This is a genomic window from Streptomyces cynarae, assembly GCF_025642135.1.
Taxonomy (GTDB): Bacteria; Actinomycetota; Actinomycetes; order Streptomycetales; family Streptomycetaceae; genus Streptomyces; species Streptomyces cynarae.
Window position 1 is genome coordinate 6,164,862 of the sequence record NZ_CP106793.1, and the last position, 23,715, is coordinate 6,188,576.

Consider the following 23,715-nt stretch of genomic DNA (forward strand, 5'->3'; position numbering starts at 1 on the left):
GGATCCTTCCAGGATCACATGGGCCCCCGTTGTGTAGCGGCCTAGCACGCCGCCCTCTCAAGGCGGTAGCGCCGGTTCGAATCCGGTCGGGGGTACTGAAAGGTCTAAACCACCTTTGGTCTATGGTGTAATTGGCAGCACGACTGATTCTGGTTCAGTTAGTCTTGGTTCGAGTCCAGGTAGACCAGCTGATCTGCGGAAACGCATGATCCTCGCCCCCGTTGTGTAGCGGCCTAGCACGCCGCCCTCTCAAGGCGGTAGCGCCGGTTCGAATCCGGTCGGGGGTACGCAGTCGGAAGGGCCCTCCCTCGGGAGGGCCCTTATCCGTGGGTCACTTCCCGCCGAACCGGCGGCGCGACTCCTCCGCCTCCGCCAGTCGGCGCAGACTCAGCAGCACCGGCTCGTACAGCACGGTGAGTGCCACGGCCGCCTCCACCTGTTCGTCCGGCGTCTCGTAGCGCTCCACAACGTCCAGGTCGGTGACGGCGATCCGCTGCATCGCGCGGGCGTAGGGTTCCAAGTCCTCCAGGGCGCAGGGGTAACCGAGCCGCGACAGTGCGACGATCGCGGTCACCAGCATGTCGTACGCGGGTGCCGTCGGCGTGTCGCCGGACGCGCCGCAGTGGTTCCAGCCGAGCCGGTCCAGCAATTGGCCGGCGGTGCGCCGGGCCGCCTCCGTGGCCGGGTCGGACTCATCGGGGGCCGGGCCGTGGGGCAGGGCCCATACGGCGACCCCCAGGCGTCTGTTGCGGTCCAGGTCCTCCTCCTGCAGGGCGGCGAGCACCTCACGGGCGGAATTCACCGGGATCCGGCCCACCTGGATCAGTGCTCGCACCAGCCTCAGCCGCCGCAGGTGTTCCTCGTCGTACTCGGCCTGCGTGACCGTGATCCGGCGGCCGGGGTGCAGCAGCCCTTCGCGCAGGTAGTACTTGATCGTCGCCGTCGAGACGCCGCTGCGCGCGCTCAGCTCCGCCAGTCGCATTTCCGTCCCGCACCTCATTCCTCTTGCGAGCCCCGTTGGAGAGTGTCACTATCCAATCATGGATAGTAGAGCTATCCGACATTCGGGCAAGCCGAGACGGCGTGACTGGGGGAATCACATGGGTGCCAAGCCGATCGAGGGGCGCATGGCCGCTGCGAGCGAGGACGGCGTGGTCGTCTTCCTCATCGGGCTGCGCATCAACAGCTTTGCGGCGGTGCGCAGTTGGTGGCCGGCGTTCAGGGCGATGGGGCCGATGCTCGCGGAGCTCTCCCGCGAGAAGGGCAGCGGGCTGCTCGGCTTCAAGACCCTGCTGGGCGGGCCGCGCGAGACCTACATGGTGCAGTACTGGGAGTCGAAGGAGAAGCTCCTCGCGTACGCCGCAGCGCAGGACAAGAACCACCGGCCTGCCTGGGCCGCTTTCAACCGGCGGGTGCGCGAGGGGAAGGGCAAGGTCGGCATCTGGCACGAGACGTACGTCGTGCCGGCCGGCGCTCACGAGGCGATCTACCTGAACATGCCTGCCTACGGCCTGGCCAAGGCCACGGGCCTCGTACCGGTCGGCCGCCGGGGCGAGCGCGCGGCGGACCGGCTTCGGGCCTCCTGAGCCGCCTGCCGGGGAGGGCCTGCCGCGGCGTTGAGGCGGCCCTCCCCGGGGACGTACTGGAATGGTCAGCCCGAGCGGCGGAGTGCCTCCGAGAGGCGGGCGGCGGCGTCGATGACCGCCTGGGCGTGCATACGGCCCGGGTGGCGGGTCAGGCGCTCGATGGGGCCGGAGACGGACACCGCGGCCACGACGCGGTTCGAGGGCCCGCGTACGGGCGCGGAGACGGACGCCACGCCCGGCTCGCGCTCGCCGATGGACTGGGCCCAGCCGCGGCGCCGCACGCCCGACAGGGCCGTCGCCGTGAAACGGGCGCCCTGCAGTCCGCGGTGCAGCCGCTCGGGCTCCTCCCAGGCCAGCAGGATCTGTGCCGAGGAGCCCGCCTTCATGGTGAGTGTCGAGCCGACCGGGACGGTGTCCCTCAGGCCCGACAGGCGTTCCGCTGCGGCCACACAGATGCGCATGTCACCCTGGCGTCGGTAGAGCTGCGCGCTCTCCCCGGTGACGTCGCGGAGGTGGGTCAGCACGGGGCCCGCCGTCGCCAGCAGGCGGTCCTCGCCCGCCGCCGCGGCCAGCTCGGCCAGCCTGGGGCCGAGAATGAAACGGCCCTGCATGTCACGCGCCACCATGCGGTGGTGCTCAAGCGCCACGGCGAGGCGGTGCGCCGTGGGTCGTGCCAGTCCGGTGGCGCCGACCAGGCCCGCGAGGGTGGCCGGACCGGACTCCAGAGCGCTCAGGACGAGGGCCGCCTTGTCCAGAACGCCGACGCCGCTACTGTTGTCCATGCAACGATACTCACGTCTCACTCTGTGAAACGCAAGTTCAATTTTTCGTGGAACGCGCCACCCTTGATGTCACGGCGGCCCGCGGACCATCGGGCCCGGCGGCACACGCCCGCAAACCAGGGGTACGGGCGCCGCCACCCCAGGATCTCTAGTTGGGTCGGTGCACTCTTTGCCGACCGGAGGGAAAGCGATGGGTAGGACACTCGCGGAGAAGGTCTGGGACGACCATGTCGTCCGGCGCGCCGAGGGCGAGCCCGACCTCCTCTTCATCGATCTGCACCTGCTGCACGAGGTGACCAGCCCGCAGGCCTTCGACGGGCTGCGCAAGAGCGGCCGCCAGGTGCGCAGGCTCGACCTCACCATCGCGACCGAGGACCACAACACCCCGACCCTCGACATCGACAAGCCCATCGCGGACCCCGTCTCCCGCGCCCAGCTGGAGACGCTGCGCAAGAACTGCGCGGAGTTCGGCGTCCGGCTGCACCCGCTGGGCGACGTCGAGCAGGGCGTCGTGCACGTCGTCGGCCCGCAGCTGGGCCTGACCCAGCCCGGCACGACGGTCGTCTGCGGCGACTCGCACACCTCGACGCACGGCGCCTTCGGCGCGCTGGCCTTCGGCATCGGCACCTCGCAGGTCGAGCACGTCCTGGCCACCCAGACGCTGCCGCTGGCCCGCCCCAGGACCATGGCGATCACGGTCGACGGCGAGCTGCCCGAGGGCGTCACCGCCAAGGACCTGATCCTGGCGATCATCGCGAAGATCGGCACCGGCGGCGGCCAGGGCTACATCCTGGAGTACCGCGGCTCGGCCATCGAGAAGCTCTCGATGGAGGCCCGGATGACCATCTGCAACATGTCGATCGAGGCCGGCGCCCGCGCGGGCATGATCGCCCCGGACGAGACCACCTTCGCGTACCTCAAGGGCCGCCCGCACGCCCCCGAGGGCGCCGACTGGGACGCCGCCGTCGAGTACTGGAAGACGCTGCGGACCGACGACGACGCCGAATTCGACGCCGAGGTCCACATCGACGCCTCCGCGCTCTCGCCGTTCGTCACCTGGGGCACCAACCCCGGCCAGGGTGCGCCGCTTTCGGCGTCCGTCCCCGACCCGGCTTCGTACGAGGACGCTTCGGAGCGCCTGGCCGCCGAAAAGGCCCTGGAGTACATGGGGTTGGACGCCGGTCAGCCGCTGCGCTCCATCAAGGTGGACACCGTCTTCGTAGGCTCCTGCACCAACGGCCGCATCGAGGACCTGCGCGCCGCCGCCGCGATCCTCAAGGACCGCAAAGTCGCCGACGGCGTACGGATGCTCGTCGTTCCCGGCTCCGCGCGGGTGGGTCTCCAGGCCGTCTCCGAGGGCCTCGACGTGGTCTTCAAGGAGGCCGGCGCCGAATGGCGGCACGCGGGCTGCTCGATGTGCCTCGGCATGAACCCGGACCAGCTGGCCCCGGGCGAGCGCTCCGCGTCCACCTCCAACCGCAACTTCGAGGGCCGGCAGGGCAAGGGCGGCCGGACGCACCTGGTCTCGCCGCAGGTCGCCGCCGCCACGGCCGTCCTCGGTCACCTGGCGTCCCCCGCCGACCTGTCCGACGCCGACACTCGTACGCCCGCTGGAGTCTGAGAGTCATGGAAGCATTCACCACGCACACCGGCCGGGCCGTCCCGCTGCGCCGCAGCAACGTCGACACCGACCAGATCATCCCCGCCCACTGGCTCAAGAAGGTCACGCGGGACGGGTTCGAGGACGGGCTGTTCGAGGCCTGGCGCAAGGACCCGGAGTTCGTGCTCAACCGACCCGAGCGGCAGGGCGCCACGGTGCTGGTCGCCGGCCCCGACTTCGGCACCGGCTCCTCCCGTGAGCACGCCGTCTGGGCGCTGCAGAACTACGGCTTCAAGGCGGTCATCTCCTCCCGCTTCGCCGACATCTTCCGCGGCAACTCGCTCAAGAACGGGCTGCTCACGGTCGTCCTCGAGCAGAAGATCGTCGACGCGCTCTGGGAGCTCACGGAGAAGGACCCCACTGCTGAGGTCACTGTGGACCTTGAGGCTCGTGAGGTTCGCGCCGAGGGCATCACCGCCGCCTTCGAGCTGGACGAGAACTCCCGCTGGCGGCTGCTGAACGGCCTCGACGACATCTCCATCACGCTCCAGAACGAGGCCGACATCGCCGCGTACGAGGCGCGCCGCCCCTCCTACAAGCCGCGGACGCTCCAGGTCTGACACGGGTCTGACGCCCGGCCCTCGCGCAAGAGCTGGTTTCGGCCATTGCAGGATCGCTCTGTACCCCCAATCGTGGACGGTTGGGGGTACAGCCGTATCTGCCCCGGGGAGGGTCCGCGGGTCGCCCCGGTGGTCATCAACTACCGCAGTTACAGAGGTCATTGCCTGGGTACCCGCATGGTGACACCGCGATGTGCCGAGGCGCCCGGAGAGCCTCCGGGGCGCGGCAGTTACCCCCCAGCGGGGGCGACAACTCGCCCCAGATGGCACAATCTGTGCATGGACAACGACGGCCAACTCCAGCTCTATACGGCGGTCGCGGGCCAACTCAAGGAAGCGCACGCAAGGGTGCGCACACTGCAAGTCCCGGAGGGCGTACGGATGGCGCTGACCCGGAAGCTGCTGGTCATCACGGCCGCGGCCAAGCACGATCCCGCCGAAGCGGCCCGGCGTCTGGAGTGGTTCATGGGCGACCTGGACGAGGAGCGCATCCCCGAAGAGGAAGTCTGAGGCGGCCGAGTCTGTTGCGGCACAAGGGTGATAAGCCCGTTTCGTGTTTGATTTGCGGTATATATCTGCCTAACGTGCGAAAAAGCTTGAACACTTTCGTTCCGGCGATGTCTCCGAAGGGGAAGACGTGAACAAGGCGCAGCTCGTAGAAGCGATTGCCGACAAGTTGGGTGGCCGCCAGCAGGCCGCCGATGCTGTCGATCATGTCCTGGACGCCATCGTCCGCGCTGTCGTCGCGGGCGAGCGGGTCTCGGTCACCGGCTTCGGTTCGTTCGAGAAGGTCGAGCGTCCGGCCCGTTACGCCCGCAACCCCCAGACCGGCGAGAGGGTTCGGGTCAGGAAGACCTCCGTGCCGCGCTTCCGCGCGGGCCAGGGCTTCAAGGACCTGGTGAGCGGCACGAAGAAGCTCCCGCGCGGTGGTGAGGTCGCCGTCAAGAAGGCGCCCAAGGGCAGCCTGTCCGGCCCGCCGCCCACCATCGCCAAGGCTGCCGGCAAGAAGGCCGCCGCCAAGAAGGCGGCACCGGCCGCGAAGAAGGCCGCGGCGAAGAAGGCGCCCGCCAAGAAGACCACGACGGCGGCCAAGAAGACCACGGCGAAGAAGGCGCCCGCCAAGACCACGGCGGCTGCCAAGAAGACCACGGCCAAGAAGACCACCACCAAGAAGGCGGCGGCGAAGAAGGCCCCGGCCAAGAAGGCTCCGGCCAAGAAGTCCACGGGACGGAAGACCACCGCCAAGAAGACCACCGCCCGCAGGTAACCGGGGCGCACGGGCACTCACGCGCCGGGCCGGGCTCCCATCAGGAGCCCGGCCCGCGGTGTGTTCAGAACGTGTGCAGGGTCACCAGCGTGATCCGCCGGCCCTCACCCTCGCCCTCCATCTCGACCCGCACCCGCTGCCCCGGCCGCAGCAGGCGCAGCCCGCCGGCGTCGAACGCCGCCGCGTCGAAGGGGACCGGGGTGCCGTCGTCGAGCAGCACCTGCCCGGTGCGGCTGTCGGGGTCGTAGGTGTACGCGGTCGCCTGCATGACCGCAGCCTATCGGCGCCGGTGGGCGCCGAGCCCGGCGGCGGGGGCACGAAGGCGGGACTGAGCGCCGACGGGTCCTGGACGGCCGCCGCGATGGCGCCACGGCGCCACGGCGCCACGGCGCCACGGCGTCACAGCGCCACGGCGTCACAGCGCCACGGCGTCACAGCGCCACGGCGCCGAGTGACGGCGGCGCGACCGCACTGCCGGTTCGGACGGCACCGCCGGAGGAGAGAGCCGTCGGCTCCGCTTCGGCGCACCGTCCGCGCCCGTCGTCGCACGAGCGCCGGCCGCGCGTACCGAGCGGCCGCTCTCCGCTCGACGGCGTGCCGCCGTTCGTCGACGGCCGCACCCGGTGACGGGCCCGTCGTACCGCGCACGCGCCGGAGGCGTCCGTCAGCCTCCCGGCTGCCCGGGAATCAGCAGCCGGGCCGTAGCCGCCGTGGTGTGCGGGCCCACGCCCAGGGACAGGGCCGCGCGCAGGTCGTCGCCCGTGTCCACGTCCTGGCGTACCGAAGGCACCTCGGCGAGGTCGAGTTCCACCGCTCCCGACGCGCGATGACGTGCCCGGGAATCAGGTCCGAACGACGGCCGCAATTCGCCGCCGGGGGTCGCGGCCAGCAGCGTCGTGCCGATTTCGGCGGCGTCCGGCAGAAAAGCGCGCGGGAATTCCGCGGCCGCGTCCAGGACCCGGGCCAATTCCACGGGCCGCAGCGCCGGAAGATCCGCGTTGAGCGCCGCCACCGCACCGCGCGGGCGCAGTGCCCGTACGGCGGCCGCCCCGTGCGCGAGCGCGGCGTTCAGCCCGCCCGCCGGCTCGTCCGGGACGATCCGGGCGCCCAGGGCCGCCAGCGCCCGCCCGGCCACCGGGTCGTCCGTGACGACCGCCACATCACGCACCGCGGCACACGCCAGCGCCGCGGCCACCGTGTCCTGCGCGAAGGCGAGCGCCAGCCCCGGACGCACCGCGTCCGCCGCGGTGTCCGAGAGTCTGCTCTTGGCCCGCGCCAAGGCCTTCAGGGGTACGACCACAGTCCACTGCACGAGCGCTCCGTCCCTGTCCTCGTCGCGCCCATTGTCTCCCGCCCCCATGGAGAACATGTGCGAAGCCGCATGCAGCGCGGTCGTCGGAGACAGGCGGGCGTACGGTGTTCTCGACAGACGGGCGGCCTGGGGCGACACTTGTGCGGCCCACAGCCAAGCGCCAGGCCCCTCGTGCCGGGTCCCTAGAGGAAGGTGTCCGCGTGCCCCGCCGCAGAATCGGCTTCTGGTACCGCTTCGCAGCGGTCCTCTGCAAACCGCCGCTGGTGGTTCTGCTCAAGCGGGACTGGCGCGGAATGGAGAACATTCCGGCCGAAGGTGGATTTATCACCGTGGTGAACCACAATTCGCATGTGGACCCCTTCGCCTACGCCCACTTTCAGTACAACACCGGGCGCGTTCCCCGATTCCTCGCGAAGAGCGGCCTTTTCAAGAAGGGATTCGTCGGCGCCGCGATGCGCGGCACCGGCCAGATCCCCGTCTACCGGGAGTCCACGGACGCGCTCAGCGCCTTCCGGGCCGCCATCGACGCCGTGGAGCGCGGCGAGTGCGTCGCCTTCTACCCCGAGGGCACCCTCACCCGCGACCCGAACGGCTGGCCCATGACCGGCAAGACCGGCGCCGCCCGCGTCGCCCTGCAGACCAGGTGCCCGGTCATCCCCGTCGCCCAGTGGGGCGCCAACGAGCTGCTGCCGCCCTACGCCAAGAAGCCCGACCTCTTTCCGCGCAAGACGCATCACGTGCTCGTCGGCCCGCCCGTGGACCTCACGCGCTTCTACGGCAAGGAGATGTCCCCCGACCTCCTGAAGGAGGCGACGGAGGTCATCATGGCCGCCATCACCCGCCAGCTGGAGGAGATCCGCGGCGAGAAGGCGCCCGAGAAGCCGTACGACCCGCGCGAGGTGCGCATCGAGCAGCGCCGCCGGGCCGCCGCACAGCAGACGGCACGGGAGAAGGAGGGGCAGGGCCAGTGAGCAAGCCGGTCAAGGCGGCCGTGTTCGGAACGGGATCGTGGGGGACGGCATTCGGCATGGTGCTCGCCGACGCCGGGTGCGAGGTCACCCTCTGGGCGCGCCGCGCCGAACTCGTCGAGGCGGTCAACTCCACCCGTACGAACCCGGACTACCTACCGGGCGTGGAACTCCCCGGAAACCTGCGCGCCACCACGGACCCCGCCGAGGCCGCGCGCGACGCCGACTTCGCGATACTCGCGGTCCCCTCCCAGACCCTGCGCGGGAACCTCGCCGAGTGGGCGCCGCTGCTCGCACCCCACACGATCCTCGTCTCCCTGATGAAGGGCGTCGAACTCGGCTCCGCCATGCGGATGAGCGAGGTCATCGAGGACGTCGCCAAGGTCGTCCCGGAACGCGTCGCCGTCGTCACCGGGCCCAACCTGGCACGTGAGATCGCCGCGCGCATGCCCGCCGCCGCCGTGGTGGCCTGCACCGACGAGGCCGTAGCACAGCGGCTGCAGACCGTCTGCCACACGCCGTACTTCCGCCCGTACACCAACACGGACGTCGTCGGCTGCGAACTCGGCGGCGCGGTCAAGAACGTCATCGGTCTGGCGGTCGGCATCGCGGACGGCATGGGCCTCGGCGACAACGCCAAGGGCTCGCTCATCACCCGCGGCCTCGCCGAGACGACCCGGCTCGGGCTCGCCATGGGCGCCGACCCGCTGACGTTCTCGGGACTGGCCGGGCTGGGTGACCTGGTCGCGACCTGCTCCTCGCCGCTGTCGCGCAACCACACCTTCGGCACCAACCTCGGCAAGGGCATGACGCTGGAGGAGACCATCGCGGTCACCCGGCAGACCGCCGAGGGGGTCAAGTCCTGTGAGTCCGTGCTGGATCTGGCCCGCCGGCACGGTGTCGACATGCCGATCACGGAGACGGTCGTCGGCATCGTCCACGAGGGCAAGCCCCCGGTGGTCGCTCTGAAGGAACTGATGTCGCGCAGCGCGAAGCCCGAACGACGCTGAGCGATCCCGCCCCGTTTTTGATCGTTCGCCTGCGGGGCGCACGCTGACCCAGGGCACTACCTACGGGTACTCTCATCGCGATATGAGCACCGAGAACCTCCTCCAGAGCCCTGGGCAGCCGCCCCGCAAGCCGCGTGTCGCCGTCGTCTTCGGCGGCCGCAGCTCCGAACACGGGATCTCCGTGGTCACCGCCGGCGCGGTGCTGCGCGCCATCGACCGGACGAAGTACGACGTCCTGCCGATCGGCATCACTCAGGACGGCCGTTGGGCGCTCACGGCCGATGCGCCGGAGCGCATGGCGATCACCGAACGCCGCACGCCCAGCGTCGAGGACCTCGCGGAGTCCCAGGAGGGCGGCGTCGTCCTGCCCGTCGACCCGGCGAGCCGCGAAGTCGTCTACAGCGAGCCCGGTTCGGTGCCCAAGGCGCTGGGCGAGGTCGACGTGGTCTTCCCCGTGCTGCACGGCCCCTACGGCGAGGACGGCACCCTCCAGGGTCTCCTGGAGCTGTCCGGGGTCCCTTACGTGGGTTCGGGCGTGCTCGCCTCGGCCGTCGGCCAGGACAAGGAGTACATGAAGCGGGTGTTCGCCTCGTTCGGGCTCAAGGTCGGCCCGTACGTGGTGATCCGGCCGCGTGAGTGGCAGCGCGACGAGTCCGCCGCCCGCAAGAAGATCGTCGACTTCGCCGGCGAGCACGGCTGGCCGCTGTTCGTGAAGCCCGCGCGGGCGGGTTCGTCGATCGGCATCACCAAGGTCGAGGACCTCTCCGGTCTCGACGAGGCGATCGCCGAGGCCCAGCGCCACGACCCGAAGATCCTGGTCGAGGCGGCGGTCCGGGGCCGCGAGATCGAGTGCGGCGTCCTGGAGTTCGAGGACGGCCCGCGCGCCTCCGTACCGGCGGAGATCCCGCCGCCGGACACGCACGCCTACTACGACTTCGAGGCGAAGTACATCGACTCCACGCCCGGCATCGTGCCCGCCCCGCTGACCGACGAGCAGACCGCCGAGGTGCAGCGGCTCGCGGTGGCGGCGTTCGAGGCCGCGTCCTGCGAAGGGCTGGTCCGCGCGGACTTCTTCCTGACGGAGGAGGGCGAGTTCGTGATCAACGAGATCAACACGATGCCCGGGTTCACGCCCATCTCGATGTACCCGCAGATGTGGCAGGCGAGCGGGATCTCCTACGGCGAACTGGTCGACCGCCTGATCCAGGCGGCGCTGGACCGCGCGACCGGGCTGCGCTGAGGACCGTACGGCTCGGAGCCCGTGTCCCATCCGCTCTCAGGAGGCGATCCCCTCGGGGATCGCCTTCTTGACGGCAGGGGCCACATCGACGAGCGGTCCCGCGCCCCCAGCCGTCCGCGCCTTGGGAATGGTCACCTCGACGTACGCCTGCCGCAGCGTCGTCGTGAACCGGAACGACCCGTCGTTCTCCTTCTGCAACAGCCAGCCCACCCCGTTGACCTCCACGCCGTCGGCGTCCGGGTCCGACATCTCCGCGGGCCGCTCCACCCCGCAGCGCAGTATGATCGCCGGGCTTCCCCAGCCCGCCGTCAGCGCGGACCGGGGCTCGGGGTCGTTCCGGCCCTGGCCGCCCACCTTCCGCGGCAGCACCTCGTCCAGGTTCCGGCACAGCTTCGCGACCTTCGTGCCCGGGCTGGGAACCGCGGCCGAGGGGTGTGCGTCGCTCGAGGTGCAGCCCACGGCGGCGATCAGCAGGGCGAGGGCGGGCAGACCGAGCAGCCGGTGACGCAGGATGTTCACCGGGCAAGCGTAGACGGGGGCTACAGGTGCACCACCGGGCAGGTCAGGGTGCGGGTGATGCCGTCCACTTGCTGGACCTTCGCGACCACCATGCGGCCGAGTTCGTCGACGGTGTCGGCCTGGGCGCGCACGATGACGTCGTACGGACCCGTCACGTCCTCGGCCTGGATCACCCCAGGGATCTTGCTGATCGTCTCGGCGACGGTCGACGCCTTGCCGACCTCCGTCTGGATCAGGATGTACGCCTGTACCACGGAACCTCCAGGGCGGCCACGAGGATCATGTGGAGAGAAGGGACGCCACGGTACCGCGTCGTCGCTCGCCGAGGGGAGACCCGCGGGCGCTGTGGCGTGAGCGCCGGGCGACACCGGCGGCACAAGGTGACGGTCGAGACGACCGTACCGAGGACGATGAGAGCTCGCGACCGGGCGCGGAAGGCAAGAGAAGGGGACGTACGACGATGAAGGGCACCGTGGGCGAGCTGGGCGAGTTCGGGCTCATCAGGGAGCTCACCTCGCGGCTCACCACCACCCCGGCGGTCCGGGTCGGCCCCGGCGACGACGCCGCGGTGGTCGCCGCGCCCGACCGCAGGGTGGTGGCGAGCACCGACATCCTGCTGGAGGGCCGGCACTTCCGCCGCGACTGGTCGACGGCATACGACGTCGGCCGCAAGGCGGCCGCGCAGAACCTCGCGGACATCGCCGCCATGGGCGCCGTGCCGACCGCGCTGCTGCTCGGTCTGGTCGTCCCCGCCGAACTGCCCGCCACCTGGCCCACCGAGCTGATGGACGGCCTGCGCGACGAGTGCCAGGTCGCGGGTGCGGCGGTGGTCGGCGGCGACGTCGTACGCGGCGACACCATCATGATCTCGATCACCGCGCTCGGCGACCTGCGGAACCAGGAGCCGGTCACCCGGGCCGGCGCCCAGCCCGGCGACGTGGTCGCCGTCACCGGCTGGCTCGGCTGGTCCGCCGCCGGGTACGCGGTGCTCTCCCGCGGCTTCCGCTCGCCGCGCGCGTTCGTGGAGGCACACCGGCGCCCCGAGCCGCCGTACCACGCGGGTCCGGCCGCCGCAGGGCTCGGCGCCACCGCGATGTGCGACGTCAGCGACGGGCTCATCGCCGACCTCGGGCACATCGCGGAGGCGAGCAAGGTGCGGATCGACATCCGCTCCGGTGCCATCGACATCCCCTCCCAGATGAACGACATCGGGCAGGCCGTGGGCGTTGACCCCCTGCAGTGGGTGCTCACCGGCGGCGAGGACCACGCGATCGTCGCCACCTTCCCGCCGGACGTGAAGCTGCCGGCCCGCTGGAAGGTGATCGGCGAGGTCCTCAACCCGTCGGCGCTGCCGCAGGTGACGGTCGACGGGGCGCCGTGGACCAGCAAGGGCGGCTGGGACCACTTCTCGGACATCGAGTAGCAGCCGGGGTCTCACAACGGGTACTCCGGCAGCTCGATGGCCGTCGCCGACTTCTCGGTCAGCCGTTTGAAGAAGCTCGCCAGAGGCCGGGAGCTCAGCAGCCGGTACATCCGGTCCCGGGTGCGGATCCGCCGCTCGGTGGCCGGGGCGAAGAACGGGCCCGCGTTGCCGGAGGTCTTCTGGCAGCCCTTGGCGAAGTCCCGGATCCTCGCCTCGTACGCCACCAGGGCGCTGCGGTGGTCGCCGCCCGCGAGGGCGAGTTCACCGGCCAGGACGTACGCGCCGACGACCGCCACGCCCGTGCCCATGCCGCCCATCGTGGCCCCGTACCCGGCGTCCCCGAGCAGCACCACGCGTCCCTTGGTGAGGCGGTCCACATGGATCTGGGCGATCGCGTCGAAGTACAGGTCGTCGGCGTCCTCGAGGGCCTTGAGCACCGCCGGGGCCTCCCAGCCCATGCCCGCGAACCGCTCGGTGAGGATCCGCTTCTGCGCGGCGATGTCCCGGCGGTCGTGGGCGAGCCGCTCGGAGCGGAAGACCAGCAGGGCGCCCGCGCGGTCCGGGTCGCCGTCGTAGTTGCCGATGACGACCGCGCGGCCCGGCTCGCTGTACAGGCGGCCGGTGCGGTCCAGGCCCAGGTGGTTGGGGATGTCGAAGGCGGCCACGTAGTGGTCGAAGAAGCGCAGGTAGCGGGACTCGTCGCCGAAGACGAGGCGACGGGTGGGCGAGTGCAGGCCGTCGGCGGCGACCACGAGGTCGAAACGGCGGGGCGCGCCGTGCTCGAAGGTGACGTCGACGCCGTCGGGGGTGTCGTCGAGCGTGGCTATGGAGTCGCCGAACACGTACTCCACACGGTCCTTGGTGCGTTCGTACATGATCCGGGCGAGGTCGCCGCGGAAGATCTCCACGTCGCCGCTCATCATCTCGGACGGCAGGTCGACGCGCGGGCTGCCGTCGGGGCCGACGACCGTCTGCCGGCCCATGTGGGTCTGGTGGGCGTGGATGTCGTCCCAGATGCCCATCGCGGTCAGCACCCTGCGGTGCACATGGCCGCGGAAGTCGACCGCGAAGCCGCCGCCGCGCAGGGCGGGCGCCTTCTCGACGACGGTGACGCGTGCGCCGTACCGGGCGAGGTTCAGCGCGATCGCGGGTCCGGCGACGCTGGCGCCGGAGACGAGGACGTTCAGGTGGCCGAGGCGGTGTGTGTTCGTCATGGCAAGGAGCGTCGCCGGGGCCGCTGACCGTTCCCTTACCGTTCGCTGACCGCCGCTGACCGCAGCCGCCGGCCCTCCTCGAAGGCCTTCTCGTACGCCTCGGGGGACAGCTTCGCGCGGGTGCCCCGGCGGATGCCCACGACCTCGGGGTCGCCCAGCAGCGGTGCGCCCCGCAGGCCCGTGGCCGCGCCGAGGAGGACGGCCGCACGCTCGGGTGACTCCGCGATCGACGCCAACGCCTCGGCGGTCTCGGCGAGTTCCAGCACACCCGGCTGCTCGGCGGCGAGATCGGCGGCCTGCGCCAGCCAGTCGCGGGCCTCCTCGGGATGTCCCTCGGCGGCGGCCGTGCGGCCGAGCCCGATGAGGATGCGGACGGTTTCACCGGCGCTGAACCAGCTGGCCGCGCAAGCCTCCAGGGCCCTCTCGTACATCACGCGCGCGTGCGCCGTGTCACCGCACCGCCGGGCCAGGTCACCCAGGCCGCGCCGGGCGCCGCCACCTTGTCGGGGGCGCCCGCGGAGTGCGCGAGGTCGGCCGACTGCTCGAACTCGGCGGCCGCCTGCGCGAAGTCGCCGCCGTGCAGCAGCACGGTCGCCCGGGAACGCAGCAGGTCCGCGGTCTCCTCCGGGGCCTGAAGCTCCCGGGCGTGCGCCAGGCCCTCGTCGAGCAGCTCCAGGGCCCGCTCGTACTCGCCGCGCCAGTCGGCGAAGGCTCCCAGCGGATCGAGGCAGTTGGCCATGCCCCAGCGGTCGCCGGTCGCACGGAAACCGGCCAGGGCGCGGGTGAAGGCGGCCTCCGAGACGGCGGCCCCACCCGAGAACAGCGCCTGGTAGGCGAGGCCGAGGTCCAGCACGGCGCGGCCCCAGGGGGCGTCACCGACCTGGACGGCCCGGGCTTCCGCGTCGGCGGACAGCAGCGGGCCACCGACCAGCGCCCACAGGACCATCGCGGACGGCCGCCGCAGCGGCTCGTCGAGAGCGCGCATGACCGTGGAGACCCGCGCGATGCGCTCGGGTTCGGCCGGGTCGTCGCCGCGTCCGGTGATCGTGTTCATCACGCACAGGGCGTACTCCTCGGCCAGTCGCTCGGGCGGTTCGTCACCGACGGCCGCGAGCAGTGCCCGGGCGAGGGGAACCTGCTCACCGTGCGGCCCGCGCAGCCGGCGGAACCAGGACAGGCCGGCCATCAGGCGCAGGGCGTCCGCGGGAGCGGTGGACACGAGGTGGCGCAGCGCCGCCTCCAGGTTGCCGTGCTCGGCGGTGAGCAGGGCCAGCCAGGGCAGCTGTTCCCCGCTGCGGAGGTACGGCTCCGCCCGCTCGGCCAGGCGCAGGTAGTACGCGGCGTGCGCGTCCCTGAGCCGCTCCCGCTCTCCCGCCCGGTCGAGGTGCTCGGCGGTGAACGCGCGGATGGTCTCCAGCATCCGGTAGCGCCCCTCGGCCACCTCCAGGAACGACTTCTCGGCGAGCGATGCCATGAGGTCTTCCGGAAACGGCGCGTCGCACACCGCCTCCACCGCCTTAAGGGTCGCGCCGCCGGAGAACACGGACAGCCGCCGGGCCAGCTCCCGCTCCTCGTCGTCCAGCAGGTCCCAGCTCCACTCCACGACCGCGCGCAGCGTCCGGTGCCTGGGCGCCTTGGTGCGGTCCCCCCGGGACAGCAGCCGGAACCGGTCGTCCAGGCGGTCGGCCAGCTCGTCCGGGGTCAGGGTGCGCAGCCGGGCCGCGGCCAGCTCGATGGCCAGCGGCAGCCCGTCGAGCGCGGCACAGACGTCCGCCACGCGCGCGTGCCCCTCGAAACCGGGCCGCACCGCCCGGGCCCGGTCCACGAACAGCCGCTCGGCGTGCTCCGGCGGCAGCGGCGGCACCGGGCACAGCACCTCGCCGGTGATGCCCAGCGCCTCGCGCCCGGTCGCCAGGACGCGTACGCCGGGGCAGGCGGCGAGAACGAGCGCGGCGAGGCGTGCGGCGTCCTCGACGAGGTGCTCGCAGTTGTCGAGCACCAGCAGCAGCTCACGGTCCTCCAGGGCCGCCAGCAGCCGTTCCGTGGCGTCCACGGCCGGCCCGCGGAAGCCGTCGCGCACACCGAGCGCGGTGAGGACGGCGTACGGGACGGCGGAGCCGTCGGTGAGCGGGGCCAGCTCGACGAAGTGGACGTCGGGGTGCCTGCGGGCCGCCTCCGTGGCCAGCCGTGTCTTGCCGGCACCGCCCGGGCCGGTGAGCGTGACCAGGCGGGTGCCGGGCGCGGTGAGCAGATCGTGGATGCGCGCCAGTTCCGGGGCGCGGCCGACGAAGCCGGTCAGATGGGTCGGCACGCGCGCGGCCCGGGAGGGACCCGTGCCGCGCAGCAGCTCCTGGTGCAGGGCGGACAGGCCGGGCGAGGGGTCGGCACCGAGTTCGTCGGCGAGGGTGCGGCGCGCCTGCTCGTAGACCGTGAGCGCCTCGGCGGGCCGCCCGGCCGCGTGCAGGGCCCGCATCAGCAGCTCGTACAGACGTTCGCTGAGCGGGTGTGCGGCGAGCAGTGCGCGCAGTTCGGGTACGAGGCCGGAGCCGGCTCCGAGGGCGAGGTCCGCCTCGGCGCGGTCCTGCAAGGCGCCCAGCCGCAGCTCCTCGAGCCGGGTGCGCTCGGCCGGTGCGTCGGGAAGGTCGGCGAGCGCGGGGCCGCGCCACAGGGCGAGCGCCTCCCGCAGCACGGCGGCCGCCGCACGGTGGTCGCCGCCGGAGAGGGCCGTGGAGCCTTCGCGGGCGAGCCGTTCGAAACGGTGCGCGTCGACCGTGTCGGGGGAGACGGCGAGGCGGTAGCCGGTGGGGGCCGCCTCGATCTCCGCGTGGGGGCCCAGCCGCCTGCGCAGCCGGGAGATCTGCGACTGGAGGGCGCCCACGGCTCCCGCGGGCGGCTCGTCGCCGTACAGGCCCTCGGTGAGACGCTCGTAGGACACAGTCCGCCCGGCGTCGAGGAGGAGCAGGGTGAGGAGCGCCCGGGGGCGGGGGCCGCCGGCGTCGAGCGGGGTCCCGTCCTCGGTGCGGACGTCGAGGGGGCCGAGGATGCCGAAGCGCATGCGGCGGATTCTGGCAGGCGTCGCCCGCGAGGGCACAGCAAAAAGCCGGCCCACCGAGGTGGACCGGCTCAGTGCAGCGAACCAGCGGTGGCCGCGCGCTTAACTGGACGTCAGCGCGAGACCTTGCCGGCCTTGATGCACGAGGTGCAAGCGTTCACGCGCTTCGGCGTCCCGCCGACCACAGTACGCACACGCTGGATGTTCGGGTTCCAGCGACGGGACGTACGGCGGTGCGAGTGCGAGATGTTGTTGCCGAAGCCCGGCCCCTTGCCACAGACGTCGCAGTTGGCAGCCACGGGTCACTCCAAAGACTTCAGATGCACTTACGGTTATGGTCCCGGCATGCCGGGATCGAGATCGCAGGATCTGAGTGGCGCTGCCAGGGGAAACACCCGACCTGGATCGGGCAACCGGAGCAGCATACATCGGCTGCGCCCGTAGAACGAAACTACCACGGCCCCGCCGCACCTCCTCCCGGCCCTGTGGACGGCCCGACCACGGGCGTCCCCCGGCCCTCTTCCGGCCCGCACCCCTTGTGGGTCTACGCTGCCTCCCACGTCCAGCAGCTGAAGGAGGCGCAGGTGGCGCAGGTGCCGCAGCCCTTGGATGCTCGCGCGGTGCGCACCTGGTGCTCTCTCGCCCTTCAGGCGCTGGGGCGGGCACGCGAGGAGATCGACGCGATCAACGTCTATCCCGTGGCCGACGGAGACACCGGCACCAACCTGTATCTGACCGTGGAGTCGGCCGCGGCGGCCGTCGAGGCGGTCTTCGCCGGCTACGAGACGGGCGCCGCCGGCAGCGACGGGCGGCCGGCGCTCGCCGACACCGTACGGGCCATGGCGCACGGCGCGCTCATCGGTGCCCGCGGCAACTCCGGGACGATCCTCGCGCAGCTGCTGCGCGGCATGGCGCAGGTGCTCGCCGCCGACGGCGAGACGGCCCATGCCGACGCGCGGGGGCTGCGGCTCGCCCTGAGGCAGGCCGCCGACTCCGCGCGCCAGGCCGTCGCGCACCCCGTGGAGGGCACCGTGCTGAGCGTCGCCTCGGCCGCCGCGGACGCGGTCACCGGCGCCGAGGGCGACTGCGGCGGCGTGGCACGGGCGGCGTACGAGGGAGCGCGGGCGGCCCTCGCGGCGACGCCCGGACAACTGGCGGTCCTGGAGCGCGCCGGAGTCGTCGACGCGGGCGGCCGGGGGCTGGTGGCGGTGCTCGCGGCGCTGGTGGAGACGCTGACCGGCGAGGCGCCCCGGGCGGCCGTGGAGGCGTCGGCCGCCGCTTCCGGCGGCCACGCGCGCGTGCCGGACCCCAGGACGGCCGTGCCCCGCCAGGGGCCTGGGGACTGCTCCGCCGACGGGGGCGGGCCCGCGTACGAGGTGATCTACCTCCTGGAGGCCGACGACGCGGCCGTGGCGCGGCTGCGGGAGCGGCTCGACGCGCTCGGGGACTCGCTGGTCGTGGTCGGCGGGGACGGGTTGTGGAACGTCCATGTGCACGTCGACGACGCGGGCGCCGCCGTGGAGGCGGGCATCGAGGCCGGGCGGCCGCACCGGATCCGGATCACCCACTTCGGCGCCGAGGACGCGCACACCGCGGGCGCCGGGCGACCGCCGCGTGAGCCGGTGCAGCGGGCGGTGGTGGCCGTGGTGCCGGGCGAGGGTCTGGCCGGGCTCTACCAGGAGGCCGGGGCGACCACCGTGCTCGCCCGCCCCGGGGAGCCCCCGGCGAGCGGGGAGCTGGTGGAGGCGGTACGGCGGGCGCACGCGCGCGAGGTCGTGCTCTTGCCCAACGACACCGACCTGCGCCACACCGCGGCCGCCGCGGCCGAGCAGGCCCGCACCGAGGGCGTCCGCGTGGCGCTGATCCCGACCCGGTCCGCGGTGCAGGGCATCGCGGCGCTGGCCGTGCACGAGCCGGAGCGGCGCTTCGACGAGGACGTCGTGGCGATGACGTCGGCGGCCGGGGCGACCCGGTACGCCGAGGTGACCGTGGCGGCGGAGCGGTCCTGGACGATGGCCGGCATCTGCCAGGCCGGGGACGTCCTCGGTCTGATCGACGGAGATGTCGTGGTCATCGGCTCCGAGGTCACGGCGACGGCCGAGACGGTCCTCACCCGCATGCTCGCGGCGGGCGGGGAGCTGGTCACCCTGGTCCTCGCCGACGAGGCCCCGGAAGCCGTCGTGGAGCACTTGGAGGCGCGGGTGCGCGAGTCGTACCTGGCGGTGGACACGGTGGTCTACCGGGGCGGCCGTCAGGGGCCGCTGCTGCTGATCGGCGTGGAGTGATCCGGAGCGCCGCCGGGCGCCCCGCCCAGAGGAGGCGGGCGCCCGGCGGCGACCGTCACCCTTCCCGCCGGGTGGCCGCCACTTCCAGCAGGCGTTCCGCCTCCGCGCGCCGGGCCTCGGCGGTCTCCGCGTCGGCGTCCGCCTCTTCGTAGGCCGCCAGCACGGCACGCGCGCGTGCCGACGCCTCTTCGGGACGCCCGAGGTCGGCCTCGAGCCAGCCCGCGGCCAGTTCCGCGGCCGTGCGGGGACCGAGGGCGTCCGCGCCGAGGGACGCGAAGGCGGCGATCGCCTCCGTGAGGTGCGTCAGCGCCTCCTCGAACGCCGCGTGCGTCGCCTCCTCGTCCGCGCCGTCATCGACCGACCGGGCGACCAGCTCGCCGAACTGGCGGTGGGTGTGGCCGAGTTCGATGATCAGCCGGGCGCGCGCGTCGTCGTCCGCCGTGGCGTCCGCCGCCGCTGCGCATTCCCGCGCCGCCTCGGCCATCAGCTCCCGCCCCGCGTCCAGGCCCGCCTCCCCGCCCGCCGCGAGCCACGCCCGGGCGCGCAGCGCGCGCACCAGACCCGGCGTGTTGCCCAGCTCGCGCCACAGGTCACCGGCGCGCGCGTACGCCCGGTCCGCCTCCGCCGGCAGGTCCGCGCGGCCCAGCGCCTCGGCGGCCAGGTGCGCCAGCATGGCGTGGTCCCGCTGGTCCGGCCAGTGCCGGGCGATCTCCGCGGCTCGCAGCCGGCGCTCTGCCGCCTCCCGGTGCTCGCCGAGCTGCGTGTGGCAGTCGCCGAGCCACCACTGGGTCTGCACGATCGCCCCGTCGCCGTGCGTCTCGACGGTCAGGTCGGGCAGCGCCGACTCCAGCACCTCCGCCGCCTCCGCGAAGCGGCCCTGGCGCAGCAGGAACCCGCCCAGCTGGTGCCGCGCCCAGGCGCCCAGCGTGGGGCCCTCGCCCGCCTCGTCGGCCCAGTGCGCCGCCTCCAGGGCGTGCCCGGCGGCCTCCGGGACCCTCCCCGACGCCGCCAGCACCTCCGCCACCTGAAGGTGCAGCTGCGCCTGCCCGACCGGCTCCAGGTGCCCCTGGCCGTGCTCCAGCGCCGCACGGGCCGCCCGCTCGGCCGACTCCGCGTCACCGAGCTGCCGGGCGATGCCGGCCAGCCGCGCCTCGTGCTCCACCGCGAACCACGGCAGGCCGGCCGCGACGTACTCCTCGGCCGCCCGGGCCAGCAACTCCGCCCCGGCCTGCGGGTCCCCGGCGTGCAGCGCCAGTTCCCCGAGCATGGCCTTGGCCTCGGCGGCCCGATACGCCAGGTGCCGATCGGCGGTGTGCGGCCCGGCGAACGCCAGCAGCTCCCGGGCGGCCTCCTCCGCGGCCCCGGCGTCGCCGCCGTCCTCGTGCAGCCGGTTCATCAGGACGCGGACCCGCCCGACGAGCACGGACGCCGTCTGCCGCACCCCCGTCCCGCCCGCCTCGAACAGGGCGAGCGCCTCCTCGCGCAGCGCGGTGACCGTCTCCAGCGCCTCGTCCGGCCGGCCCGTCAGGGAGCGGACGAAGGCCGCACGCGCGCGTGCCGCCAGCGCCTCACCGGGGTCACCGGCGACCAGGTACAACTCGGCCGCCCGCTCGAACAGTCCGACACCCTCCGGGCCCCGGCTCATCGCCTCGTGGTCGATCAGGTCCGCCTGGTCCCGGGGGTCCAGCTCCCGGCCCTGAGCGGCACGAGCCACCGCCGCCCAGGCGTTCATGGCGGCCGGGTCCAGGGCGTCCGCGAGCCGCCGCGCCTCGGCGAGCAGGTCCGCGAGGTCCCGCTCCTCGGCCCGCGGGGCGGGCGGGGGCGGCGCCACCGGTGCCGGGCGCGTGGCGCGCACGCCGAGCGGCAGCCGGTCCACCAGCGGGCGGCGGTCCATGCGCTCGCGGGCGCGCTCGCCGACGTACGGCGTGCCGTTGCGCGCGTCGAAGCGGGCGGCAAGCGCCAGCGCCTCCCCGCGCGCGTGGACGGCGAGTTCCCGGGCGGTCCACTCGCGGCCTGCCGGCCCCGGCACCACCTGGTCGCCGAGCCCGCGCTCGACCAGCCGGTCCATCAGCAGCGCCACCACGGCGAGGAAGTTCAGCTTGCTGCGCGGCTCCCCGGAGTCCGTGAAGTACGCCGGCCGCTCGGCCAGCAGTTCGAGGCCGCGCGCCTCGTTGCCGGTCAGCGCGCAGAACTCCACATGGTCCGCGTACGAGGAGCGCATGCTCTCCATGGCCCGCACCAGCCGCAGCCCGCGCAGGTGGTGCGCCCGCGCCTCGTCCGGGCGGCCCAGCCGCAGCAGCGGCAACAGGGAGGAGGCAAGGACGGCGTGCGGCTCGTGCGCACAGACGTGCTCGCCCTCCAGGACCGGCCGCCACGACTGAAGCGCCCGCTCGTCCTCGCCCTTGCGGGACTGCCACCAGCCCTGGTCGTGCAGCTCGCACGCGTGGCAGTCGGCCATCGCGTCCCGGTCGGCGGCCAGCCACGCCGTGTACGCCCGCTCGGCCCGCTCCAGGTCCCCGACGTGCGCGGCGATGTTGAACTCGGCGCTTCGGACGGCCCGTTCGGAGTATCCGGCCAGCCGGTAGCGGTGCTCCATCTCGCCGAGCCACTTCTCGATGGAGGCGAGCGGGATGTGCGGCTGGCCCAGCATGCCCGCCGACACCCACTTGAAGACCCAGTGCAGCGAATGGGACTCGTACTCGTCGAAGTCCTCCGGGCGCTCGTCCCACATGCGCAGCAGCCGCGCGAACGGGACGAACATCTTGTCCTTCTCGGAGCTGTAGTTGTAGACCTTCAGCTGGTGTCCGAGCGCCTCGATCACGGCCAGCGGAATGCCGAGCTTCTCCGCCTCCACCAGCAGCTGCTCCGCGCGCGCGTTGCGCGCCGGGCCCTCCGGCTGCTCGTGGTTGTCCGCCATCGCCTGGCGCAGCGCGTCGAAGTCCATGACCTGGCTCATCGGAAGCCGTCCTTGGGCGAGTCGGAGTGGGTGGCCCATTCCAGAAGGCCGATGAAGGCACGGTTCAGCAGCGCGGAGTCCGCGGGCCTGAGCGGCCGCTGGGCCATCAGCAGGGCCTGCCCGTACAGCGACTCCGTGGCGGTGCCGATCAGCTCCGCGTCCTTCAGGGAGCTGATCCTGCGGACCAGCGGGTTGAGGTGGTTGAGCACCAGACGTGCGCGGGGAGCACTGCCCCGCAGCGAGCCCAGGATGCCCGCCCACAGCTCGTCGGCCTGCTCCTCGGCCTCCGCGCGTGCCTGCTCGTGGCGCGCCTCCCGGTCGTCCAGGTGCAGCGCGGGCACGGACAGCGGGTGGAACGCGCGCAGCACGACGTCGCAGCCCAGCGGGTCGAGCTTGGCCCGCGCCGCCGCCAGGAAAGCGGCGAGCGCCAGCTCCTCGGCCGGGTCGACCGCATCCAGGTGCGCGGTCACCGTGTCCGCGTCCAGTTCGGCGACCGCCGTGCCCGGGCGCACCGAGGGCAGGGCCTCGATCAGCTCGCTGTCGTACGTGTAGCCGCCGTTGACCACCCCGACGCCCTGCGCGGACGCGATCGGCGCGACCTGGCGGTACTCCTCCACCGTCCGGGTGAAGTGCACGACGGGGTGCCGCTGTGCGAACTCCTCAAGGGACAGCCGCCCGTCGGTCGTCTCGAAGGGGAGCCACGGCAGCATCGTGCGCAGCATCTCCTTGTCGTGCCGCGCCAGCGACTTCACGCCCAGGTAGTGCACCGACAGGAAAGCGGCCAGCCGCTCGGGATCACCGGCGGCGAGAGAGGTCAGCCACGACCGGATGCGCTCCCCGAGGGCGTCGCGCACGGCCGCGAGGGTCTCGTCCTCGTACAGCGACTCGCGCGACGCCGTGGGCCGCAGACTGTCCGTGTCGAGCACACAGCGCACGAAGAACGCCCAGTCCGGCAGAAGCTGTTCGGCCCGCTCGGTCAGCAGCATGCCCTTCAGGTGCACCCGGTGACCCGCCCGCTGCGCCGGGCTCACCGCGGTCGGCAGCACGTACGCCACGCCCCGGATGCCCGCGAGGGGCACGTCCAGGTCGATGGAGTCCAGCGGGGTGAAGCCGAACAGGTCGTGACAGTGGCGCGCCAGGGCCATCCTGCGAGTGGCGGGGGAGGGGTGGGCGCGGTCCCAGGGCGCCGGCAGATCCGTGACCGGCTCGTCGCCCACCCGGACGTCGTACGGCAGCAGCGAACCGAAGTCCCGTGCCAGGGACCGAACCCGGTCCGCGGAGAGCCAGTCGCCGGCACCCGGGCGCGCCACCAGGTGCACTGTGGTGCCGGGTTCGGGCCGGGCGTCCGGTGGCAGCGTGCGCACGACGTACGAACCGTCGTCGGCGGCCGTCCACTCCACGGGCGGCGCATCCGGCGTACGGGCGCTGCGGCTGACCACCCGTATGCGCTCGGCGACGACGAAACACGCCAGCAGGCCGATGCCGAACTGCCCGAGGAAGTCGGAGCGCGCCTCCTGGAGCCCGGCGGCCGAGTCGGCCCGCTTGGAGCTGCGCCCGATGGTGGCGAGGAGGTTGTGCACATCGGACTCGGTGAGCCCGATGCCCGAGTCCTCCACGCGCAGCGCGCCGCCGTCCGCGTGCAGCCGGACCGTGGCGGGCGCGTCGGGCTGCTCGGCGCGGCGGGCGGTGATCGCGTCCACCGCGTTCTGCAGCAGCTCGCGCAGGTAGACCTTGGGGCTGGAGTAGAGGTGATGGGAGAGCAGGTCCACCAGACCACGCAGGTCGACCTGGAAGGTATGGGCCGACGTGGGTGACTGTGAGGCCTGTGAGGACTGTGAGGTCTGGGAATCCATCGTCACGGCGCCGCGGGTGGGGGACGTT

Annotated in this window: 22 protein-coding genes and 3 tRNA genes; 13 read left to right on the plus strand and 12 right to left on the minus strand. The window is 72.8% G+C overall.

What is annotated here, in order from left to right:
* Positions 1-22 precede the first annotated feature (22 nt).
* From N8I84_RS28080 to N8I84_RS28090, 3 genes are all read left to right on the plus strand, one after another.
* Positions 23-95 (plus strand) — tRNA-Glu (locus N8I84_RS28080).
* 21 nt (positions 96-116) lie between these two features.
* Positions 117-188: transfer RNA gene (locus tag N8I84_RS28085), tRNA-Gln, on the plus strand.
* Positions 189-214: 26 nt separating this feature from the next.
* Positions 215-287: transfer RNA gene (locus tag N8I84_RS28090), tRNA-Glu, on the plus strand.
* Between the two features lie 44 nt (positions 288-331).
* On the opposite strand, the gene N8I84_RS28095 is transcribed toward N8I84_RS28090, so the two are convergent.
* Positions 332-982: a MerR family transcriptional regulator gene (locus N8I84_RS28095; RefSeq protein ID WP_263232251.1), complete on the minus strand. Its 651-nt coding sequence runs from the start codon at positions 980-982 to the stop codon at positions 332-334.
* Positions 983-1,100: 118 nt separating this feature from the next.
* Here N8I84_RS28095 and N8I84_RS28100 point away from each other — a divergent pair, with 118 nt between their 5' ends.
* A complete protein-coding gene (locus tag N8I84_RS28100; RefSeq protein ID WP_263232252.1) occupies positions 1,101-1,586 on the plus strand; it encodes a DUF4188 domain-containing protein in 486 nt (161 codons plus the stop codon).
* Positions 1,587-1,651: 65 nt separating this feature from the next.
* Here N8I84_RS28100 and ndgR read toward each other — a convergent pair whose 3' ends face one another.
* On the minus strand, positions 1,652-2,368 hold the full coding sequence (ndgR, locus tag N8I84_RS28105; protein ID WP_023546516.1) for an IclR family transcriptional regulator NdgR: 717 nt from the start codon (positions 2,366-2,368) through the stop codon (positions 1,652-1,654).
* 190 nt (positions 2,369-2,558) lie between these two features.
* Here ndgR and leuC point away from each other — a divergent pair, with 190 nt between their 5' ends.
* The 4 genes from leuC (at position 2,559) to N8I84_RS28125 (ending at position 5,855) form a co-directional block, all read left to right on the plus strand.
* The gene (gene leuC / locus N8I84_RS28110; RefSeq protein WP_263232253.1) at positions 2,559-3,989 is read left to right on the plus strand and encodes a 3-isopropylmalate dehydratase large subunit; all 1,431 of its coding nucleotides are present in this window, start codon (positions 2,559-2,561) and stop codon (positions 3,987-3,989) included.
* A 5-nt stretch (positions 3,990-3,994) separates the two neighbouring features.
* On the plus strand, positions 3,995-4,588 hold the full coding sequence (gene leuD, locus N8I84_RS28115; protein ID WP_263232254.1) for a 3-isopropylmalate dehydratase small subunit: 594 nt from the start codon (positions 3,995-3,997) through the stop codon (positions 4,586-4,588).
* A gap of 279 nt (positions 4,589-4,867) precedes the next feature.
* Complete coding sequence (locus N8I84_RS28120) at positions 4,868-5,098, plus strand: SCO5555 family protein (protein ID WP_200422581.1); 231 nt, start codon at positions 4,868-4,870, stop codon at positions 5,096-5,098.
* A 127-nt stretch (positions 5,099-5,225) separates the two neighbouring features.
* Positions 5,226-5,855, plus strand: coding sequence for an HU family DNA-binding protein (locus N8I84_RS28125; protein WP_263232255.1), 630 nt, complete (start codon positions 5,226-5,228; stop codon positions 5,853-5,855).
* Between the two features lie 64 nt (positions 5,856-5,919).
* On the opposite strand, the gene N8I84_RS28130 is transcribed toward N8I84_RS28125, so the two are convergent.
* Together N8I84_RS28130 and cofC are read right to left on the minus strand one after the other, a co-directional pair.
* Positions 5,920-6,123, minus strand: a complete 204-nt coding sequence (locus N8I84_RS28130) for a hypothetical protein (protein ID WP_103838073.1) — start codon at positions 6,121-6,123, stop codon at positions 5,920-5,922.
* Between the two features lie 396 nt (positions 6,124-6,519).
* Positions 6,520-7,167, minus strand: coding sequence for a 2-phospho-L-lactate guanylyltransferase (gene cofC, locus N8I84_RS28135; RefSeq protein ID WP_263232256.1), 648 nt, complete (start codon positions 7,165-7,167; stop codon positions 6,520-6,522).
* 200 nt (positions 7,168-7,367) lie between these two features.
* Here cofC and N8I84_RS28140 point away from each other — a divergent pair, with 200 nt between their 5' ends.
* From N8I84_RS28140 to N8I84_RS28150, 3 genes are all read left to right on the plus strand, one after another.
* Entirely contained in the window at positions 7,368-8,138 is a 771-nt protein-coding gene (locus N8I84_RS28140) for a lysophospholipid acyltransferase family protein (protein ID WP_263232257.1), read from the plus strand.
* On the plus strand, positions 8,135-9,145 hold the full coding sequence (locus N8I84_RS28145; RefSeq protein ID WP_263232258.1) for an NAD(P)H-dependent glycerol-3-phosphate dehydrogenase: 1,011 nt from the start codon (positions 8,135-8,137) through the stop codon (positions 9,143-9,145). The genes N8I84_RS28140 and N8I84_RS28145 overlap by 4 nt, the downstream gene beginning before the upstream one ends.
* Before the next feature lie 82 nt (positions 9,146-9,227).
* A complete protein-coding gene (locus tag N8I84_RS28150) occupies positions 9,228-10,385 on the plus strand; it encodes a D-alanine--D-alanine ligase family protein (protein ID WP_263232259.1) in 1,158 nt (385 codons plus the stop codon).
* A gap of 36 nt (positions 10,386-10,421) precedes the next feature.
* Here the strand turns inward: N8I84_RS28150 and N8I84_RS28155 are convergent, their stop codons facing one another.
* Together N8I84_RS28155 and N8I84_RS28160 are read right to left on the minus strand one after the other, a co-directional pair.
* Positions 10,422-10,904 (minus strand): DUF3515 domain-containing protein, encoded by a 483-nt coding sequence (locus N8I84_RS28155; RefSeq protein ID WP_263232260.1) that lies wholly within the window; start codon positions 10,902-10,904, stop codon positions 10,422-10,424.
* A gap of 20 nt (positions 10,905-10,924) precedes the next feature.
* A complete protein-coding gene (locus N8I84_RS28160) occupies positions 10,925-11,158 on the minus strand; it encodes an Lrp/AsnC family transcriptional regulator (protein ID WP_028802415.1) in 234 nt (77 codons plus the stop codon).
* A gap of 206 nt (positions 11,159-11,364) precedes the next feature.
* On the opposite strand from N8I84_RS28160, the gene N8I84_RS28165 reads away from it, so the two are divergent.
* Positions 11,365-12,327: a thiamine-phosphate kinase gene (locus N8I84_RS28165; RefSeq protein ID WP_103838079.1), complete on the plus strand. Its 963-nt coding sequence runs from the start codon at positions 11,365-11,367 to the stop codon at positions 12,325-12,327.
* Between the two features lie 11 nt (positions 12,328-12,338).
* Here the strand turns inward: N8I84_RS28165 and N8I84_RS28170 are convergent, their stop codons facing one another.
* From N8I84_RS28170 to rpmB, 4 genes are all read right to left on the minus strand, one after another.
* The gene (locus N8I84_RS28170) at positions 12,339-13,541 is read right to left on the minus strand and encodes an FAD-dependent monooxygenase (RefSeq protein ID WP_263232261.1); all 1,203 of its coding nucleotides are present in this window, start codon (positions 13,539-13,541) and stop codon (positions 12,339-12,341) included.
* A gap of 35 nt (positions 13,542-13,576) precedes the next feature.
* A complete protein-coding gene (locus N8I84_RS43410; RefSeq protein ID WP_313884296.1) occupies positions 13,577-13,972 on the minus strand; it encodes a hypothetical protein in 396 nt (131 codons plus the stop codon).
* On the minus strand, positions 13,972-16,596 hold the full coding sequence (locus tag N8I84_RS28175) for a BTAD domain-containing putative transcriptional regulator (protein WP_313884297.1): 2,625 nt from the start codon (positions 16,594-16,596) through the stop codon (positions 13,972-13,974). The genes N8I84_RS43410 and N8I84_RS28175 overlap by 1 nt, the downstream gene beginning before the upstream one ends.
* Before the next feature lie 110 nt (positions 16,597-16,706).
* Positions 16,707-16,892: a 50S ribosomal protein L28 gene (gene rpmB / locus N8I84_RS28180; RefSeq protein ID WP_003993230.1), complete on the minus strand. Its 186-nt coding sequence runs from the start codon at positions 16,890-16,892 to the stop codon at positions 16,707-16,709.
* A gap of 285 nt (positions 16,893-17,177) precedes the next feature.
* Between rpmB and N8I84_RS28185 the strand changes: the two genes are divergently transcribed.
* The gene (locus tag N8I84_RS28185; RefSeq protein ID WP_263232262.1) at positions 17,178-18,878 is read left to right on the plus strand and encodes a DAK2 domain-containing protein; all 1,701 of its coding nucleotides are present in this window, start codon (positions 17,178-17,180) and stop codon (positions 18,876-18,878) included.
* 55 nt (positions 18,879-18,933) lie between these two features.
* Here the strand turns inward: N8I84_RS28185 and N8I84_RS28190 are convergent, their stop codons facing one another.
* A complete protein-coding gene (locus N8I84_RS28190) occupies positions 18,934-21,834 on the minus strand; it encodes a tetratricopeptide repeat protein (RefSeq protein ID WP_263232263.1) in 2,901 nt (966 codons plus the stop codon).
* Positions 21,831-23,687 (minus strand): HSP90 family protein, encoded by a 1,857-nt coding sequence (locus N8I84_RS28195; RefSeq protein ID WP_263232264.1) that lies wholly within the window; start codon positions 23,685-23,687, stop codon positions 21,831-21,833. Before N8I84_RS28195 ends, N8I84_RS28190 begins: the two co-directional genes overlap by 4 nt.
* Between the last annotated feature and the right edge of the window lie 28 nt (positions 23,688-23,715).

Bases quoted from the DNA above. Each gene is read 5' to 3' on its own strand.
- N8I84_RS28120 (WP_200422581.1), top strand. From the start codon at position 4,868: ATGGACAACGACGGCCAACTCCAGCTCTATACGGCGGTCGCGGGCCAA.
- leuD (WP_263232254.1), top strand. From the start codon at position 3,995: ATGGAAGCATTCACCACGCACACCGGCCGGGCCGTCCCGCTGCGCCGC.
- N8I84_RS28100 (WP_263232252.1), top strand. From the start codon at position 1,101: ATGGGTGCCAAGCCGATCGAGGGGCGCATGGCCGCTGCGAGCGAGGAC.
- N8I84_RS28175 (WP_313884297.1), bottom strand. From the start codon at position 16,596: ATGCGCTTCGGCATCCTCGGCCCCCTCGACGTCCGCACCGAGGACGGG.
- leuC (WP_263232253.1), top strand. From the start codon at position 2,559: ATGGGTAGGACACTCGCGGAGAAGGTCTGGGACGACCATGTCGTCCGG.
- N8I84_RS28195 (WP_263232264.1), bottom strand. From the start codon at position 23,687: ATGGATTCCCAGACCTCACAGTCCTCACAGGCCTCACAGTCACCCACG.
- N8I84_RS28165 (WP_103838079.1), top strand. From the start codon at position 11,365: ATGAAGGGCACCGTGGGCGAGCTGGGCGAGTTCGGGCTCATCAGGGAG.
- ndgR (WP_023546516.1), bottom strand. From the start codon at position 2,368: ATGGACAACAGTAGCGGCGTCGGCGTTCTGGACAAGGCGGCCCTCGTC.
- N8I84_RS28130 (WP_103838073.1), bottom strand. From the start codon at position 6,123: ATGCAGGCGACCGCGTACACCTACGACCCCGACAGCCGCACCGGGCAG.
- N8I84_RS28150 (WP_263232259.1), top strand. From the start codon at position 9,228: ATGAGCACCGAGAACCTCCTCCAGAGCCCTGGGCAGCCGCCCCGCAAG.
- N8I84_RS28170 (WP_263232261.1), bottom strand. From the start codon at position 13,541: ATGACGAACACACACCGCCTCGGCCACCTGAACGTCCTCGTCTCCGGC.
- N8I84_RS43410 (WP_313884296.1), bottom strand. From the start codon at position 13,972: ATGTACGAGAGGGCCCTGGAGGCTTGCGCGGCCAGCTGGTTCAGCGCC.
- N8I84_RS28190 (WP_263232263.1), bottom strand. From the start codon at position 21,834: ATGAGCCAGGTCATGGACTTCGACGCGCTGCGCCAGGCGATGGCGGAC.
- N8I84_RS28095 (WP_263232251.1), bottom strand. From the start codon at position 982: ATGCGACTGGCGGAGCTGAGCGCGCGCAGCGGCGTCTCGACGGCGACG.